At 67.4% G+C, this 15,747-nt stretch carries 16 protein-coding genes; 8 read left to right on the top strand and 8 right to left on the bottom strand.

What is annotated here, in order from left to right; translation table 11 throughout:
• Positions 1-116: 116 nt before the first annotated feature.
• Complete coding sequence (locus BM060_RS33105) at positions 117-389, top strand: hypothetical protein (protein WP_177224372.1); 273 nt, start codon at positions 117-119, stop codon at positions 387-389.
• A 146-nt stretch (positions 390-535) separates the two neighbouring features.
• On the opposite strand, the gene BM060_RS30555 is transcribed toward BM060_RS33105, so the two are convergent.
• Entirely contained in the window at positions 536-1,846 is a 1,311-nt protein-coding gene (locus tag BM060_RS30555) for an MFS transporter (RefSeq protein WP_074986082.1), read from the bottom strand.
• A 263-nt stretch (positions 1,847-2,109) separates the two neighbouring features.
• Here BM060_RS30555 and BM060_RS30560 point away from each other — a divergent pair, with 263 nt between their 5' ends.
• Positions 2,110-2,514 (top strand): acyl-CoA thioesterase, encoded by a 405-nt coding sequence (locus BM060_RS30560; protein WP_009614218.1) that lies wholly within the window; start codon positions 2,110-2,112, stop codon positions 2,512-2,514.
• 205 nt (positions 2,515-2,719) lie between these two features.
• Here the strand turns inward: BM060_RS30560 and betA are convergent, their stop codons facing one another.
• The 3 genes from betA to betI form a co-directional block, all read right to left on the bottom strand.
• Positions 2,720-4,405, bottom strand: a complete 1,686-nt coding sequence (gene betA, locus BM060_RS30565) for a choline dehydrogenase (RefSeq protein WP_074986085.1) — start codon at positions 4,403-4,405, stop codon at positions 2,720-2,722.
• A gap of 117 nt (positions 4,406-4,522) precedes the next feature.
• Positions 4,523-5,995 (bottom strand): betaine-aldehyde dehydrogenase, encoded by a 1,473-nt coding sequence (gene betB, locus BM060_RS30570; protein WP_074986088.1) that lies wholly within the window; start codon positions 5,993-5,995, stop codon positions 4,523-4,525.
• Between the two features lie 46 nt (positions 5,996-6,041).
• A complete protein-coding gene (gene betI, locus BM060_RS30575; RefSeq protein ID WP_043270284.1) occupies positions 6,042-6,635 on the bottom strand; it encodes a transcriptional regulator BetI in 594 nt (197 codons plus the stop codon).
• A 362-nt stretch (positions 6,636-6,997) separates the two neighbouring features.
• Between betI and BM060_RS30580 the strand changes: the two genes are divergently transcribed.
• From BM060_RS30580 to BM060_RS33110, 3 genes are all read left to right on the top strand, one after another.
• The gene (locus BM060_RS30580) at positions 6,998-8,536 is read left to right on the top strand and encodes a BCCT family transporter (RefSeq protein ID WP_074986090.1); all 1,539 of its coding nucleotides are present in this window, start codon (positions 6,998-7,000) and stop codon (positions 8,534-8,536) included.
• A gap of 229 nt (positions 8,537-8,765) precedes the next feature.
• Complete coding sequence (locus tag BM060_RS30585) at positions 8,766-9,326, top strand: HdeD family acid-resistance protein (RefSeq protein ID WP_074986091.1); 561 nt, start codon at positions 8,766-8,768, stop codon at positions 9,324-9,326.
• The gene (locus tag BM060_RS33110; RefSeq protein WP_167858392.1) at positions 9,319-9,495 is read left to right on the top strand and encodes a hypothetical protein; all 177 of its coding nucleotides are present in this window, start codon (positions 9,319-9,321) and stop codon (positions 9,493-9,495) included. Before BM060_RS30585 ends, BM060_RS33110 begins: the two co-directional genes overlap by 8 nt.
• A 58-nt stretch (positions 9,496-9,553) precedes the next feature.
• On the opposite strand, the gene pdxR is transcribed toward BM060_RS33110, so the two are convergent.
• Positions 9,554-11,020 carry a MocR-like pyridoxine biosynthesis transcription factor PdxR gene (pdxR, locus tag BM060_RS30590; protein WP_074986128.1) on the bottom strand — a complete coding sequence of 489 codons (1,467 nt, stop codon included), beginning with the start codon at positions 11,018-11,020 and terminating at the stop codon, positions 9,554-9,556.
• Between the two features lie 105 nt (positions 11,021-11,125).
• On the opposite strand from pdxR, the gene BM060_RS30595 reads away from it, so the two are divergent.
• From BM060_RS30595 to BM060_RS30605, 3 genes are all read left to right on the top strand, one after another.
• Entirely contained in the window at positions 11,126-11,575 is a 450-nt protein-coding gene (locus BM060_RS30595; RefSeq protein ID WP_043315953.1) for a GNAT family N-acetyltransferase, read from the top strand.
• A gap of 13 nt (positions 11,576-11,588) precedes the next feature.
• Positions 11,589-12,272 carry a GNAT family N-acetyltransferase gene (locus tag BM060_RS30600; protein WP_074986092.1) on the top strand — a complete coding sequence of 228 codons (684 nt, stop codon included), beginning with the start codon at positions 11,589-11,591 and terminating at the stop codon, positions 12,270-12,272.
• An 83-nt stretch (positions 12,273-12,355) separates the two neighbouring features.
• Positions 12,356-13,267: a D-hexose-6-phosphate mutarotase gene (locus BM060_RS30605; RefSeq protein WP_074986094.1), complete on the top strand. Its 912-nt coding sequence runs from the start codon at positions 12,356-12,358 to the stop codon at positions 13,265-13,267.
• 335 nt (positions 13,268-13,602) lie between these two features.
• Here BM060_RS30605 and BM060_RS30610 read toward each other — a convergent pair whose 3' ends face one another.
• The 3 genes from BM060_RS30610 to BM060_RS30620 form a co-directional block, all read right to left on the bottom strand.
• Positions 13,603-14,145, bottom strand: coding sequence for a DUF3299 domain-containing protein (locus tag BM060_RS30610; protein ID WP_074986096.1), 543 nt, complete (start codon positions 14,143-14,145; stop codon positions 13,603-13,605).
• A 156-nt stretch (positions 14,146-14,301) separates the two neighbouring features.
• On the bottom strand, positions 14,302-14,547 hold the full coding sequence (locus BM060_RS30615; RefSeq protein WP_074986098.1) for a GlsB/YeaQ/YmgE family stress response membrane protein: 246 nt from the start codon (positions 14,545-14,547) through the stop codon (positions 14,302-14,304).
• 112 nt (positions 14,548-14,659) lie between these two features.
• Entirely contained in the window at positions 14,660-15,745 is a 1,086-nt protein-coding gene (locus BM060_RS30620) for a 5-(carboxyamino)imidazole ribonucleotide synthase (protein WP_074986100.1), read from the bottom strand.
• Between the last annotated feature and the right edge of the window lie 2 nt (positions 15,746-15,747).

Below are 15,747 nucleotides of genomic sequence, written 5' to 3' on the forward strand. Positions count from 1 at the left end.
AAAACCCTAAACTTGGCTCAGCAATCGCAAAAAACTCTCGAATTCACGAGTGTTACTTGTGATGCTGATAATCTTGCGATCACCAGTCTTAACTCACAAGCACCCACACGAATTGCTTGATTCAACTTGTTAAAGAGCAGTTGGTTAAGGCTTTCGTCTCAACCGAGGCCGCGCATTCTACGCCAACCTCTTATTTCGTCAAGCGTTATTTTCAGAATTTTTCGTTCCTACTCAACCGCTTGCGCTGTCGATCGGCCGGAGCTTCTCGTCAGCGGGAGGCGCATTCTACAGCGATCAAACTCGCTGTCAAGCACCTCGGCAATCTTCCTTTTGGCTCGCTGCCGGAGCAGCTGTCGAACCCAAAGGCGGCAAGTGAATCACCGGCCTGATCACCACCCCTAACTTCGAACCTGCTTAAGTGCTTGATTTTCAAGCCCTTTCAGCGCTTCGTCGCTGGGAGTGGTGCGCATTATAGGGACTTCAGAATGCCCGTCAACGACTTTTTGAATCTTTTCTGAAAAAGCTGTCCGAATGATCAATTTGCAACCAGGGAGGCCTCGCCAGCCAGGCGCTCCTGGCGCAGCAGGAAGCAGCCGGTGAGGAAGCCGACCAGGCACAGCGCGGCTACATAGTAGGCGGGGCCCATGGGGTCTTCCTTCATCAGCAGCGCCACGACCATCGGCGTGAGGCCGCCGAAGATGGCGTAGGACAGGTTGTAGGAGAAGGACAGGCCGCTGAAGCGCACCACCGGCGGGAAGGCCTTGACCATGACGTAGGGCACGGCGCCGACGATGCCGACGCACAAGCCGGCCAGCGCATATAAAGGGAAGAGCCAGTCCGGATGGGTCTTCAGGCTGCTGTAGAAGAACCACGAGGTCACGCCCAGCAGCAGGCTGCCGCCGATGAAGGTGCGCCCGCCGCCGATGCGGTCGACGATGCGCCCGGCGAGGATGCAGCCCGCGGTGAGGAAGATGATCGCCAGGCTGTTGGCCTTGAGCGAGGTGGCCGCCGGGACGCCGTAGACCGACTGCAGCACCGAAGGCGTCATGAGGATGACCACGACTATGGCCGCCGACAGCAGCCAGGTGAGCAGCATGGAGATGGCCACCGCCGGACGGTGCTCGCGCACCACCACGCCCAGGGGCACCTCGTCGGCCAGTTGCTTGCGTTGCTGCAGCTCGGCGAACACCGGGGTCTCGTGCAACCAGCGGCGCAGGTAGACGGAGAACAGGCCGAAGATGCCACCGAGCAGGAAGGGGATGCGCCAGGCGTAGGCCAGCACTTCTTCGGCGCTGTAGAGGCTGTTGATGAGGGTGGCCATCAGCGAACCGATGAGGATGCCCGCGGTCAACCCTGCGGTCAGGGTGCCGCAGGCGAAGCCGACGTTGCGCGCGGGCACGTGTTCGGAAACGAACACCCAGGCCCCGGGCACCTCGCCGCCGATGGCAGCGCCCTGCACCACGCGCAGCAGCAACAGGGCCAGCGGCGCCCAGATGCCGATCTGTTCGTAGGTCGGCAGCACACCCATGAGCAGCGTGGGCACCGACATCAGGAAGATACTCAGGGTGAACATCTTCTTGCGCCCGAGCAGATCGCCGAAGTGAGCCATGACGATGCCGCCCAGCGGCCGCGCCAGGTAGCCGGCGGCGAACAGGCCGAAGGTCTGCAGCTGGCGCAGCCACTCGGGCATGTCGGCGGGGAAGAACAGCTTGCCCACCACCGTGGCGAAGAACACGAAGATGATGAAGTCGTAGAACTCCAGGGCGCCGCCCAGGGCGGAAAGGGACAGGGTCTTGTAGTCGCTGCGGGTCAGCGGACGGGCAGCGGTGGTATTCGCAGAAGGCATCGCAAGGCTTCTCGGCAGGTTGGCGGCGCTGACAGGGAACGCCGAGGGCGAACCATGGCAAATGGGAGCGCGTCAGCGCAACATTGTCATCAGGCATTCTGCGGTCGCTGCCGCAGGCCGGCCTCTATATAATGCCGGTGCCACATGCGCGGGGCCGATCAGAAAGCTGTCCCAAGTTTCTGTAGGAAACCACTTTTACAGGACTCTTGGGAGAGCTTTTCCTTTCCTTGAATCGAGACCGTCGGGGCACGAGGCCCTTACCTATGATCGAGCTTGAACAAGAAGACCCCATCCCGCAGGGCGACCTGGCGCTGCAGATCACCGCGCTGCCGCGCGAGACCAATGGTTTCGGCGATATCTTCGGTGGCTGGCTGGTGTCGCAGATGGACCTCGCCGGCACCGCCATGGCCAGCCGCATCGCCGGCGGCCGCGTAGCCACGGTGGCGATCGACCGCATGGCCTTCCTGGTGCCGGTGGCGGTGGGCGCGCAGCTGTCCTTCTATACCCAGACGCTGGAGGTCGGGCGCAGCTCGATCCGCATGCTGGTGGAAGTGTGGAGCGACGATCCGCTGTCCAGCGAGTGGCGCAAGGTCACCGAGGCGGTGTTCGTGTTCGTGGCCATCGATGGCAGCGGGCGGACGCGGCCGGTGCCGCCGCGGCGGGGGTGAGGGTTATCCTCGTTCGGAGTGGTGAATAGTTCCGCTCCATCCTGATATCGCTTTTCCCTATCCCCAGCCCTCTCCCTGAAGGGAGAGGGGGCTTGTCCGCTGCAGGCATGAAGTTCGGTGCTAGCCGTCCACCTCTTGCCTTGCCTCGACACTCATAAAAGAAAGGCGCCAACTCGTGGCGCCCTTCCCTATTCCCGCTCGGAACTCAAGCCCGCGTCGGCTTGCCGCGTACCGGCGCGCCGTTGGCCTTGTAGTAGTCCGCGGTGCTGCGCGGCAGCGGCTGGCGGCCGCGGATGCGGTCGGCGATCTTCTCGGCGATCATGATGGTGGTGGCGTTGAGGTTGCCGGTGATGATCAGCGGCATGATCGACGCATCCACCACGCGCAGCCCTTCCATGCCGTGCACGCGGCCCTGGGCGTCGACCACCGCCATGTCGTCCTCGCCCATCTTGCACGAGCAGGAGGGGTGGAAGGCGGTTTCCGCGTGCTCGCGGACGAAGGCGTCCAGTTCGGCGTCGCTCTTCTTGTCCAGCCCCGGGCTCAGTTCGCGGCCGCGGTAGGCGTCCAGCGCCGGCTGCGCCATGATCTCGCGGGTGATGCGGATGGCGTCGCGGAACTCCTGCCAGTCCTGCTCGCTGGACATGTAGTTGAAAAGGATGCTCGGGTGCTTGCGCGGGTCGCGCGAGGTCAGCTGGATGCGCCCGCGGCTGGGCGAGCGCATGGAGCCGACGTGGGCCTGGAAGCCGTGCTCCTTCACCGCGTTGCTGCCGTTGTAATTGATCGCCACCGGCAGGAAGTGGTACTGGATGTTCGGCCATTCGAACTCGTCGCGGGTGCGGATGAAACCGCCGGCCTCGAACTGGTTGCTGGCGCCCAGGCCGGTGCCGAGGAACATCCACTCGGCGCCGATCTGCGGCTGGTTCCACCACTGCAATGCCGGGTACAGCGAGACCGGCTCCTTGCAGGCGTACTGCAGGTACATCTCCAGGTGATCCTGGAGGTTCTGGCCAACGCCCGGCAGGTCGTGCACCACTTCGATGCCCAGGTCGCGCAGCACGGTCGCAGGGCCGACGCCGGAGCGTTGCAGCAGTTGCGGCGAGGCGATGGCGCCGGAACACACCAGCACTTCGCGGCGCGCGCGGGCCTCCTTCGGCGCATTGTCGTCGCCCAGCAGGTAGCTGACGCCGATGGCGCGCTTGCCGCTGAACAGGATGCGGTCGCTCAGGGCGTGGGTGACGATGGTCAGGTTGGCGCGCTCGCGGGCCTGGTCCAGGTAGCCGCGGGCGGTGCTGGCGCGGCGGCCCTGGGGGGTCACGGTGCGGTCCATCGGGCCGAAGCCTTCCTGCTGGTAGCCGTTGAGGTCTTCGGTACGCGGGTAGCCGGCCTGCACGCCGGCCTCGACCATGGCGTGGAACAGCGGGTTGTTGCCGGCCTTGGGCGTGGTCACGCTGACCGGGCCGTCGCCGCCGTGGTAGTCGTTGGGGCCGATGTCGCGGGTTTCCGCCTTGCGGAAGTACGGCAGGCAGTCGAGGTAGGTCCAGTCCTCCAGGCCCTTCTCTTTCGCCCAGCCGTCGAAGTCCATGGCGTTGCCGCGGATGTAGCACATGCCGTTGATCAGCGAGGAGCCGCCCAGGCCCTTGCCGCGCCCGCATTCCATGCGGCGGTTGTTCATGTGCGGCTCGGGGTCGGTGAGGTACGCCCAGTTGTAACGGCGGCCCTGCAGCGGGTAGGCCAGCGCGGCGGGCATCTGGGTGCGGAAGTCGGCGCGGTAGTCCGGGCCGCCGGCTTCGAGCAGCAGCACGCTGACGTCCGCGTCCTCGGTCAGGCGGGTGGCGAGGACGTTACCGGCGGAACCGGCGCCGATGATGATGTAGTCGTATTCCTGGGTCATGCAGGCCTACCTCTTTTTCTGGGCACGACACCGCCCGCGACGCATGGCGCGCCGGTGTCTGAAGGTCGGAAGGCCGGTCGTCGTGGCGACCGGCCGCTCAGGGCTCGATCGCGGTGGTCAGAACACCGAGGCGTAGTCGCCCAGCTCTACCTGCACGGATTTGATCCGAGTGTAATGAGCCAGGGTGGTCAGGCCGTTCTCGCGACCGACGCCGGATTGCTTGTAGCCGCCCACCGGCATTTCCGCCGGCGACTCGCCCCAGGTGTTGATCCAGCAGATGCCCGCCTCCAGGCGGTGGATCACCCGGTGGGCGCGGGCCAGGTCCTGGGTGACGACGCCGGCGGCCAGGCCGTATTCGGTGTCGTTGGCGCGGCAGATGACCTCTTCCTCGCTGTCGTAGACGAGGATGCTCATCACCGGGCCGAAGATTTCCTCACGGACGATGGTCATGTCGTCACGGCAGTCGGTGAACACAGTCGGCGCGACGTAGGCGCCATTGCCGAACTCGCCCTCGGTGACGCGCTCACCACCGCACAGCAGGCGGGCCTTCTGTTCCTTGCCGGTCTGGATGTAGCCGAGCACGCTCTCCATGTGCGGGAAGCTGACCAGCGGGCCGAAGTTGGTGTTCTCGTCCTGCGGGCTGCCCAGGCGGATGCGCTTGACGCGCTCCAGCACCTTCTCCTCGAAGCGCGCCTGCAGGCTGCGCGGGACGAACACGCGGGTGCCGTTGGTACAGACCTGGCCGGAGCTGAAGAAGTTGGCCATGACGGCGATGTCGGCGGCGCGCTCGAGGTTGGCGTCGTCGAAGATGATCAGCGGCGACTTGCCGCCCAGCTCCATGGTGACTTCCTTGAGCGAGGAGCTGGAGGCGCTGGCCATGACCTTCTTGCCGGTGGAGGTGCCGCCGGTGAAGGAGATCTTCTCGATCAGCGGGTGCTCGGTCAGCCACTGGCCGACCTCGCGGCCGCTGCCGGTGAGCACGTTGAACACGCCGTCGGGCAGGCCGGCCTCGGTATAGATTTCGGCCAGCTTGAGCACGCTCAGCGGGGTGACTTCGCTGGGCTTGAAGATCATCGCGTTGCCCGCGGCCAGGGCCGGGGCGGATTTCCACAGGGCGATCTGGATCGGGTAATTCCAGGCGCCGATGCCGGCGACCACGCCCAGCGGCTCGCGGCGGGTGTAGACGAAGCTGCTCTCGCGCAGCGGGATCTGCTCGCCTTCGATGGCCGGGACCAGGCCGGCGTAGTACTCGAGCACGTCGGCGCCGGTGACGATGTCGACGTTGCGCGTCTCGGCCAGCGGCTTGCCGGTGTCCAGGGTTTCCAGCTCGGCCAGCTCGTCGTTGCGCTGGCGGAGGATGTCCACGGCGCGACGCAGGATGCGCGAGCGCTGCATGGCGGTCATCGCCGCCCAGACCTTCTGGCCTTCGACGGCGCTGGCGACGGCGCGCTCGACGTCTTCCTTCGAAGCCCGCTGCACCAGGGCGAGGACCTCCCCGTTGGCCGGGTTGACGGTCTCGAAGGTGGCGCCACTGCTGGCCTCCACGTAGCGGCCGCCAATGTAGAGCTTCTGAACGTCGAATCGAGCCATGGGTCGGTTGTCCTCTCTTATGGTCTGTGCACGAAGGCCGCGCCCGCTATCCGGTGCGCTTGGCCAGTTGTTGGTCGAGATAGTCGTAGGCGATAGCCAGCGCCTGCTCGGTGTCGAAGGCATCGCCCGACAGCGCGCCGCGCAGCCACAGGCCGTCGATCAGCGCGGCCAGGCCACGGGCGGCGCGGCGCGCCTGGTCCAGCGGCAGCTCGCGGCGGAACTGGCAGCACAGGTTGGAATACAGCCTGTGGTCGTTGATCCGCTGCAGCCGGCGCAGGGACGGCTGGTGCATGCTGCTAGCCCAGAACGCCAGCCAGGTCTTCATGGCCGGGCCGTTGACCTGGCTGTTGTCGAAGTTGCCGGCGACGATCGCCCGCAGGTGGGCGCGCGGATCGTCGGTTCGCAGGCTAGCGCGACGCTCGCGCACGGCCTTGCTCAAAGCCGACATCAGATGCCGCATCGTCGCCTCCAGGAGGCCATTCTTGTCCTGGAAGTAGTGGCTGATGATGCCGTTGGAGACCCCCGCCAGGCGGGCGATCAGGGCGATGCTGGCGTCGCTCATGCCAACCTGGTCCACGGCCTCGAGGGTGGCGTGGATCAGTTGCGAACGGCGAATCGGCTGCATACCGACCTTGGGCATATTGATATATCTCCTCACGCGGGACGTGGCTGTGCCGTCCGGCGTCACTGTGGGCCAGTCTATTTTGTTTTTATTGAACGTTCAATCAACTAAGAATAAGCTGCGCTCCGTGAACCTCCCCGAGCCTTTGCGTGCAAGCGGGCCCGAGCCGTTCATCACCGCGATGCGTCCAAACCGGCAAGGATCGCAGAATCCTGCCCGGAAGTGTCGCGGCGGCAATGCTGTGTCTGTGGTTCGCGGCCCGTCGCCGTGCCTCGCGCACTGTCGCCGGCCGCCATGCGTTCACTGCCATGGGGTCCCCCTGAAAAATGAGTTCTGCTTCGCCAAGAAAAACAAACGAGCAGGCCCGTCTGAACCCGATCGTGTTCTTCGGCTCCACCGCCCTGATCCTGGTTCTGACTGCCATCCTGATCTTCTTCCCGGACAGCGCCGGCGCCGCCCTGGCCCGCACCCAGGCCTGGCTGTCGCACAGCTTCGGCTGGTACTACATGCTGGCCATCGGGGCCTACCTGTTCTTCGTCGTGTGGGTCGCCTTCTCGCGCTACGGCACGCTGAAGCTCGGCGCCGACCATGAGAAGCCCGATTTCAGCTACGGCGCCTGGGCCGGCATGCTGTTCTCCTCGGGGATCGGCATCTCGCTGCTGTACTTCGCCGCGTCCGAGCCGATCGACCACCTCTACCACCCGCCCGAAGGCGTCGCCGGCAGCCCGCAGGCGGCGCGCCAGGCGCTGCAGCTGACCTTCCTGCACTGGGGCCTGCACGGCTGGGCGATCTATGCCCTGGTCGGCCTGGCCGTGGGTTACTTCGCCTACCGCCACCGCCAGCCGCTGGCCCTGCGTTCGGCGCTGCTGCCGATCCTCGGCGAGCGCTGGGTGAAGGGCGCCGGCGGCCACGCAGTGGACATCTTCGGCATCTTCGTCACCCTGCTGGGCCTGGTCACCAACCTGGGGATCGGCGCGCTGCAGGTGTCCTCCGGCCTGGAATACCTGACCGGCATGGAGCACTCGAAGACCACGCTGCTGATCGTACTGCTGGTGATGAGCCTGGTGGCCACCCTGGCGGCGGTCTCCGGCATCGAGAAGGGCATCCGCCGGCTGTCCAACCTGAACATCGTGCTGTTCAGCTCGCTGCTGGTGTTCGTGCTGGTCTGCGGCTCGACCCTGGAGCTGCTCAACGGCTTCGTGCAGAACCTGGGCGACTATCTCAACGGGCTGATCCTCAAGACCTTCGACCTCTACGTCTACACCGGCGGCAGCGCCGCCAAGAGCGAGGAATGGCTGGGCCTATGGACCCTGTTCTACTGGGCCTGGTGGATTTCCTGGGCGCCCTTCGTCGGCATGTTCGTGGCGCGCATCTCCCGCGGGCGCACGGTGCGCGAGCTGGTCTGCGGCGTGCTGCTGATCCCGCTGGGCTTCACCCTGGCCTGGCTCTCGGTGTTCGGCAACAGCGCGCTGGACCTGGTGATGAACCACGGCGCCGCCGACCTCGGCAAAGCCGCCCTGGAGCAGCCGTCGATGTCGATCTACCTGCTGCTGGAGCACTACCCCTTCGCCAAGGTGGTGATCGGCGTGTCGATCTTCGTCGGCTTCGTGCTGTTCCTCACCCCGGCGGACTCCGGCTCGGTGATGCTGGCCAACCTGTCCCGCGAGGGCGGCGACCTGGACGAGGACGCGCCGAACTGGCTGCGCATCCTCTGGTCGGCGATCGTCACCCTGGTGACCATCGGCCTGCTGTTCGCCGGCAACTTCACCGCCATGCAGACGGTGGTGGTGCTGGCCGGGCTGCCCTTCTCGGCGGTGCTGGTCCTGTTCATGTTCGGCCTGCACAAGGCCATGCGCGCCGACTACGAGCGCCTGCACGGCAAGCGCCCGGAGACCGGCGGCGAGCTGGCGGCCGGCTGATCCAAGGCTCCCCGGTGGCGTCCCGCCCGACGCCACCTGCCTGCCCATGGCAGGCCCTTTCGCCCGGCCCTCGCGCCGGGCTTTCTTTTAGCTCCGGCTCTTCGTAGGAGCGAGCTTGCTCGCGAATCCTCTCGGCACGCGGCCCGTTCGCAAGCAAGCTCGCTCCTACGAAAAGCGTCCTCTGGCGCGGGGCTGCTATGGTTTCTGGCGAACCCCGCTGGAGAAACCCATGAACGATCATCCCCTGTGGCAAGCCCTGGGCCGGCACTGGAAATGGATCGCCCTGCGCGGCGTGGCCGCGGTGCTGTTCGGCGTGCTGGCCATCGCCTGGCCGGGCATCGCCCTCACCGTGCTGGTCATCGTCTGGGGCGCCTACGCCTTCGTCGACGGCGTGTTCACCCTGATCGCCGCGGCCAGCATGCGCGAGTCGCAACGGCCGATCTGGCCGCTGTGGCTGGTCGGCGCGCTGGGCGTGCTGGCTGGGCTGGTGGCGCTCTTCTGGCCGGCGCTGACGGCGCTGGGCCTGCTGATGCTGATCGCCGGCTGGGCGCTGGCCACCGGCGTGCTGCAGATCATCGCCGCCTTCCGCCTGCGCAGGAGCCTGGCCAACGAATGGTGGCTGGGGCTGTCGGGCGCGCTGTCGGTGCTGTTCGGCGTGCTGATGATCGCCAACCCCGGCGCCGGCGCGGTGGCGGTGGTCTGGGTGATCGGCGCCTACGCGCTGTTCTTCGGCGTGCTGCTGATCCTGCTCGCGCTGCGCCTGCGCAAGACCTCGACCTTCGATGCCTGAAGCGCGCGACTGGTGCCTGTGGCGCCTGGACGACAACGGCAACCGCTTCGTCGTGCGCCGCGACCTGAGCCGCGACGAAGCCGAGGCCCTGGCTCTTGAGTACCAGGGCCGCGGGCACAGCCAGACCTACTGGGCCGAGCGCGAGGAAAAGCCCCGAGGCTCTTCGTAGGAGCGAGCTTGCTCGCGAATGGCCTCGCGACGAAACAGGTTCGCGAGCAAGCTCGCTCCTACGAAAGCGGGAGGTGCCAGGCCTTGCGCAGGGCCTTCAGGGCTTCGGCTATGCGCGCCTCGGGCACGGCGGCGAAGCCCATGACCAGGCCGGCGCGCTCGTCTTCAGGCTCCGTCGACTCGGGCAGCCAGTAGTCGCTCAGCGCGTTGACCTCCACCCCGGCCTGCAACGCGCGCGCCACCAGCCAGCGCTCGCGCTCGCGGCTTTCCACCCGCACGCACAGGTGCAGCCCCGCCTCCACCGGCGGCATGGGCGCGCAGCCGGGCACCTCCGGCCAGCCGCGCAGCAGGGCGTCGCGCCGCGCCCGGGCGGCCCGGCGCATGCGCCGCACGTGGCGCTGGAAGTGGCCTTCGGCGATGAAGTCGGCCATCACCCGCTGGGTGCCGACCTCCGAATGCCGCACGTCGAGGGCGCGACGGCGGGCGAAGGCCTCGGCCAGGGCCGGCGGCACCACCAGGTAGCCCAGGCGCAGCGCGGGGAAGGCGATCTTGCAGAAGGTGCCGACGTAGAGCACGCGCTGCTGGCGGTCGAGCGCCGCCAGCGGCATCAGCGGGGTGCCGGCGTAGCGGTACTCGCCGTCGTAGTCGTCCTCGACTATCCAGCCGCCGCTGCGCTCGGCCCACTCCAGCAGAGCCAGGCGCCGCGCCAGCGACAGGGTGACGCCGGTGGGGTACTGGTGCGAGGAGGTGAGGTAGACCAGCCGGCAGTCCGGCAGCTCGCGCAGTTGCTCGGTGCGCAGGCCCTCCCCGTCCACCGCCACCCCGTGCAGGTGCGCGCCGGCAGTGGCGAAGGCATGGCCAGCGGCGCGGTAGCCGGGGTTCTCGATGGCCGCGTGGTCGCCCTCGGCGAGCAGCACCTGGGCGCACAGGGCGATAGCCTGCTGCGCGCCGCTGGTGACTATTATCTGCCCCGCCTCGCAATGCAGGCCGCGCGCGCTGCGCAGGTAGGCGGCGATCAGCTCGCGCAGGCGCCATTCGCCGGCGGCGTCGCCATAGCCCAGGCAGTCCGCCGGCGGCTCGCGCCAGAAACGCGCCTGCAACCGCGCCCAGGTCTCGAAGGGGAACAGGTCGAAGGCCGGCACGCCGACGCGGAAGGCCCGCGGCGCACCTTGCGGCGGCCTGGGCAGGTGGTGCCGTTGCAGGCGTTCCAGCGCCGCCACCTCGGGCACCTTGCCGGGTTGCGGGGTGGGCGCGCTGCGTGGCTGCACGCGTTCGGCGACGTAGGTGCCATCGCCGGTGCGGCCTTCGATGTAGCCCTCGGCGTAGAGCTGCTCGTAGGCGCGCACCACGGTGTTGCGCGACACACCCAGGGCGGCGGCCAGGTCACGGCTGGCCGGCAGCCGCGAGCGCGCGGCGAGGCGGCCGTCGAGGATGCGTTCGCGCAGCGCCTGGAACAGCTGCTGGCCCAGCCCCCTGGCAGGGTCCAGGCGGATGCCGGACGGATCGAAAGGCAGCGGGGCGTTCATGGCGGGCTCCGGAAATGGCTCCTCGAATTGGACCATGAATGGCTCTTTAGCGGAACCAATTCCCGCTCTAGTCTGGAGCCAGACCCCAAGGACAAAGGCCATCCCATGACCGCACCGCTCGAAATCCGCCTCGTCAGCGCCGACGATCACGCCGCCTGGCTGCCGCTCTGGCAGGGCTACCAGCGCTTCTACAAGACCGTGATCGACGACGCCACCAGCGCCGTCACCTGGCAGCGCTTCCTCGACCCCGCCGAGCCCATGCACGCCGCCCTCGCCTGGCGCGACGGCGAGGCCATCGGCATGGTCCACTACATCTTCCACCGCTCCTGCTGGACCCAGGGCGACTACGTCTACCTGCAGGACCTCTACGTCCACGAAGGCCTGCGCGGCGGCGGCGTCGGCCGCGAGCTGATCGAGCACGTCTACGCCGCGGCCCGTGAGGCCGGTGCCTCGCGGGTGCACTGGCTGACCCACGAGACCAATACCGACGCCATGCACCTGTACGACCGGATCGCCGACCGCTCCGGCTTCGTGCAGTACCGCAAGATCCTCTGACCGGAGCGCGACCATGACCGACGCCCAACCCGCCCTGCACTGGCAACCGGTGCCCGCCCCGGCCCGGGAAACCCTGAACGGCTGCTACCTCGACCTGGAGCCGCTGGACGCCGCGCGCCACGGCGACGACCTGTGGGAAGCCCTGCAAGGCCCGGAATCCGACCCCGTGCTATGGGACTACCTGCCCTACGGCCCCTTCCCCGAGCGTGCCACCTTCGACGCCTGGATCGCCGGCAACGCCGCCAGCGCCGACCCGCAGTTCTACGCCGTGCGCGAACGCAACAGCGGCCGCGTCACCGGCCTGCTGAGCTTCCTGCGCATCACCCCCAAGGACGGCCTGATCGAGATCGGCCACATCGCCTTCGGCCGCGTCATGCAGCGCAGCCCGGCCTCCACCGAGGCGGTGTACCTGCTGGCCCGGCGCGCCTTCGAGCTGGGCTACCGGCGCCTGGAGTGGAAGTGCAACGCGCTGAACGCCCGCTCCATGCGCGCCGCCGAGCGCCTGGGCTTCACCTACGAGGGCACCTTCCGCCAGCACATGGTGATCAAGGACCGCAACCGCGACAGCGCCTGGTTCTCCATCCTCGACAGCGAGTGGCCGGTGCGCCAGGCGGCCTTCGAAGCCTGGCTCGACGCGGCCAACTTCGACGCCCAGGGGCGCCAGAAGCGCGGCCTGGAAAGCCTGCGCCAGGGCTGAAAAAAGCCTTTTCGGGGAACTGCCCGGCCGCCGGGGGATCGGTGATACTGAATCCTTTCCCCTTGCTGTGCCGGAGGCCCCCCATGAGCAGCCCATACACCACTCCCCGCGTCGAACAGACCACCATCGACGAGCTGCCCTGCTGGCGCATCCACACCGAGTTCGGCGAAGCGCTGATCGCCCAGCAGGGCGCCCAGTTGCTCAGCTACCAGCCCCACGAGCAGCCTCCGCTGGTGTGGCTCAGCGAGCAGGCCGGCTACAAGCGCAGCCAGTCCCTGCGCGGCGGCGTGCCGGTGTGCTGGCCGTGGTTCGGCGACCTGGCGCGCAACCCGGTGCAGGTGCGCACCGAATACGCAGGCGACCAGCCGCCGGCCCACGGCCTGGTACGCGGCATCGACTGGCAACTGGAGGACATCGCCGACGAACAGGGCGCGCTGGCCGTGCACTGGAAGCTCGACGCCCAGCATGGCCTGCCGGGCTGGGCCCACTCCGCCGAACTGAGCCTGGTGATGCGCTTCGGCGAACGCCTGGGCCTGGAACTGACCACCCGCAACCTCGGCGACAAGCCGCTGGCCCTGAGCCAGGCGCTGCACACCTACTTCGCCGTCAGCGACGTTCGCCAGGTGAGCGTCGACGGCCTGCAGGGCTGCCGCTACATCGAGACGCTGGAGAACTGGGAGGAACGCCGCCAGGACGGCCTGGTGCGCATCCAGGGCGAGACCGACCGCATCTACCTGGACGTCGACCGGCCCCTGGTGATCCGCGACCCGCAGTGGCAGCGCGGCATCCACATCCAGGCCGGGCACTCGCGCTCGGCGGTGCTGTGGAACCCCTGGGTGGACAAGGCGCAACGCCTGTCGCAGTTCGCCGACGATGCCTGGCAGCGGATGTTGTGCATCGAGACGGCAAGGGTCTGGGACGACGTGCTGAGCGTGGCGCCGGGGCGTAGCGAGACGATGAGCGTGGAGATCTGGAGCGAGGGGCTGGAGGGTTAGGGCCGCGCTTTCTTTTCGTAGGAGCGAGCTTGCTCGCGAACCGGGTTTCCTGGTGGCTTCGGTGCTTGGCCTGAAGAGCGCCCTCTCCCTAACCCTCTCCCTGAAGGGAGAGGGGACCGTTGGGCAGACGCTGATGCTTTGGAGTCAGCCGGCTAGCACAGAGATTGCCGGCTGAAACCATTCCTTCTCTCGGCACGGACAAGCCCCCTCTCCCTTCGGAGCGGGGCGCGCAGCCAGGGCTGGGGAGAGGGAACGGAGTCAATCCGAAACACCAATACTTCCGGGAAACACCGTTCGCGAGCAAGCTCGCTCCTACGAAGAGCGAAGAGCCAGGCCTACAGATCACTATCCTGCACAGCCCGCACCTTGGCCTCGTCCATCGCATAGGCCGCATCCGCCATGTCGTTGCTGACCTTCTCCACCTTCAGCTTGCCGGTCACCCACAGCGGGCTGTAGATGTCGTCGATCTTCATGCCCTTGGGGTAGCGCACCAGCACGATCTGGTTCGGCGGCGGCGGCGGTACGTGGATGCAGGCGCCCGGGTAGGGCACCAGGAAGAATTCGGTGACGCGGCCCTTGGCGTCGTTCTCCAGGGGCACCGGATAGCCGCCGAGGCGGATCTGCTTGCCGTCCAGCGCGGCGACCGTCTTGGTCGAGAACATCACCTGCGGCAGCTTGCCCTTCTGCTTCAGGCCGCCCTGTTTCTGGGTGAAGGTGCCGGCGGCTTCCGGGCTGTTGTGGTCGATCTCGGGCATTTCCTCCAGCGCCTTGCGGTCGCTGGGCGGCATCAGTTGCAGCCAGTCGGTTTCCGGGATGTCGGCGGCATGGGCCAGGCCGGTGAGCAGCACGAGGCTGCAGGCAAGCAGGGTACGGCGCATGAATGGGCTCTCGGGCGCCGGCAGCGGGCGCCCACGCAACGGGAAGACGGCGGATGACCTTCACCGCCCGCCCGGGCCGGGCGAGCGGGAATCGGCGCACATTCTTGGGGATCGCCGGGCAAATGACCAGCGCGAAGCGCTACCCGGCGTAGAGCCTCAGTTCTTCTTCACGAAGGCGTAGATGACCAGCAGGATCACCGCGCCGACCACCGCGCCGATGAACCCGGCGGTCTGCCCGGCCTGGTAGATGCCCAAGGCCTGGCCGCCATAGGTGGCCAGCAGCGAGCCGCCGATGCCCAGCAGAATGGTCATGATCCAGCCCATGCTGTCGTCCCCCGGCTTCAGGAAACGGGCGATGAGGCCGACGATCAGGCCGATGACGATGGTTCCGATTAAACCCATGGCTTTCCCTCCTGTGGGTGGACGCGCCAACCGGCGCGTCCTTGTCTGACAGTGTAGGAAAGCCTGGCGTTCCGCGCGGCCGCCCGCCATGAGAAGCGGGCGGCCGAGCGCGTCAGCCCTTGCCGATAAGGGCTTCGACTTCGCCGATGCGCGCCTTGAGGGTGGCCAGGTCCTTGCTGCGCAGGGTGGCGTGGCCGACCTTGCGCCCGGCCTTGAAGGCCTTGCCGTAGTGGTGCAGGTGGCAATCGGCGATGCTCAGCACCTTTTCCACCGGCGGCACTTCGCCGATGAAGTTGAGCATGGCGCTCTCGCCCACCTTGGCGGTGGAGCCCAGCGGCAGGCCGGCCACGGCGCGCAGGTGGTTCTCGAACTGGCTGCACTCGGAGCCTTCGATGGTCCAGTGCCCGGAGTTGTGCACGCGCGGGGCGATCTCGTTGGCCTTCAGGCCGCCGTCCACCTCGAAGAACTCGAAGGCCAGCACGCCGACGTAGTCCAGCTTGTCCAGCACGCGGCCGACGTATTCCTCGGCCAGCTTCTGCAGCGGGTGCTCGCTGCTGGCCACGGACAGGCGCAGGATGCCGTTCTCGTGGGTGTTGTGCACCAGCGGGTAGAAGCGCGTCTCGCCGTCGCGGGCGCGCACCGCCACCAGCGAGACTTCGCCGGTGAAGGGCACGAAGCCTTCGAGGATGCAGGGCACGCTGCCCAGTTCGGCGAAGGCGCCGGTCACGTCCTCGGGCTTGCGCAGGACCTTCTGGCCCTTGCCGTCGTAGCCCAGGGTGCGCGTCTTGAGCACCGCCGGCAGGCCGATGCTGGCCGCGGCGGCGTCGAGGTCGGCCTGGGACTGGATGTCGGCGAAGGCCGGGGTGGGAATGCCCAGGTCCTTGAACATCGACTTCTCGAACCAGCGGTCGCGGGCGATGCGCAGCGCCTCGGCACTGGGGTACACCGGGACGAACTGCGAGAGGAAGGCCACGGTCTCGGCCGGCACGCTCTCGAACTCGAAGGTCACCAGGTCCACTTCGTCGGCCAGCTGGCGCAGGTGGTCCTGGTCGCTGTAGTCCGCGCGGATGTGCTCACCCAGGGCCTGGGCGCAGGCGTCCGGCGCCGGGTCGAGGAAGGCGAAATCCATGCCCAGCGGGGTGCCCGCCAGGGACAGCATGCGGCCCAGCTGGCCGCCACCGATGACACCGATCTTCATGG

The sequence above is a fragment of the Pseudomonas citronellolis genome (assembly GCF_900112375.1).
GTDB lineage: Bacteria > Pseudomonadota > Gammaproteobacteria > Pseudomonadales > Pseudomonadaceae > Pseudomonas > Pseudomonas citronellolis.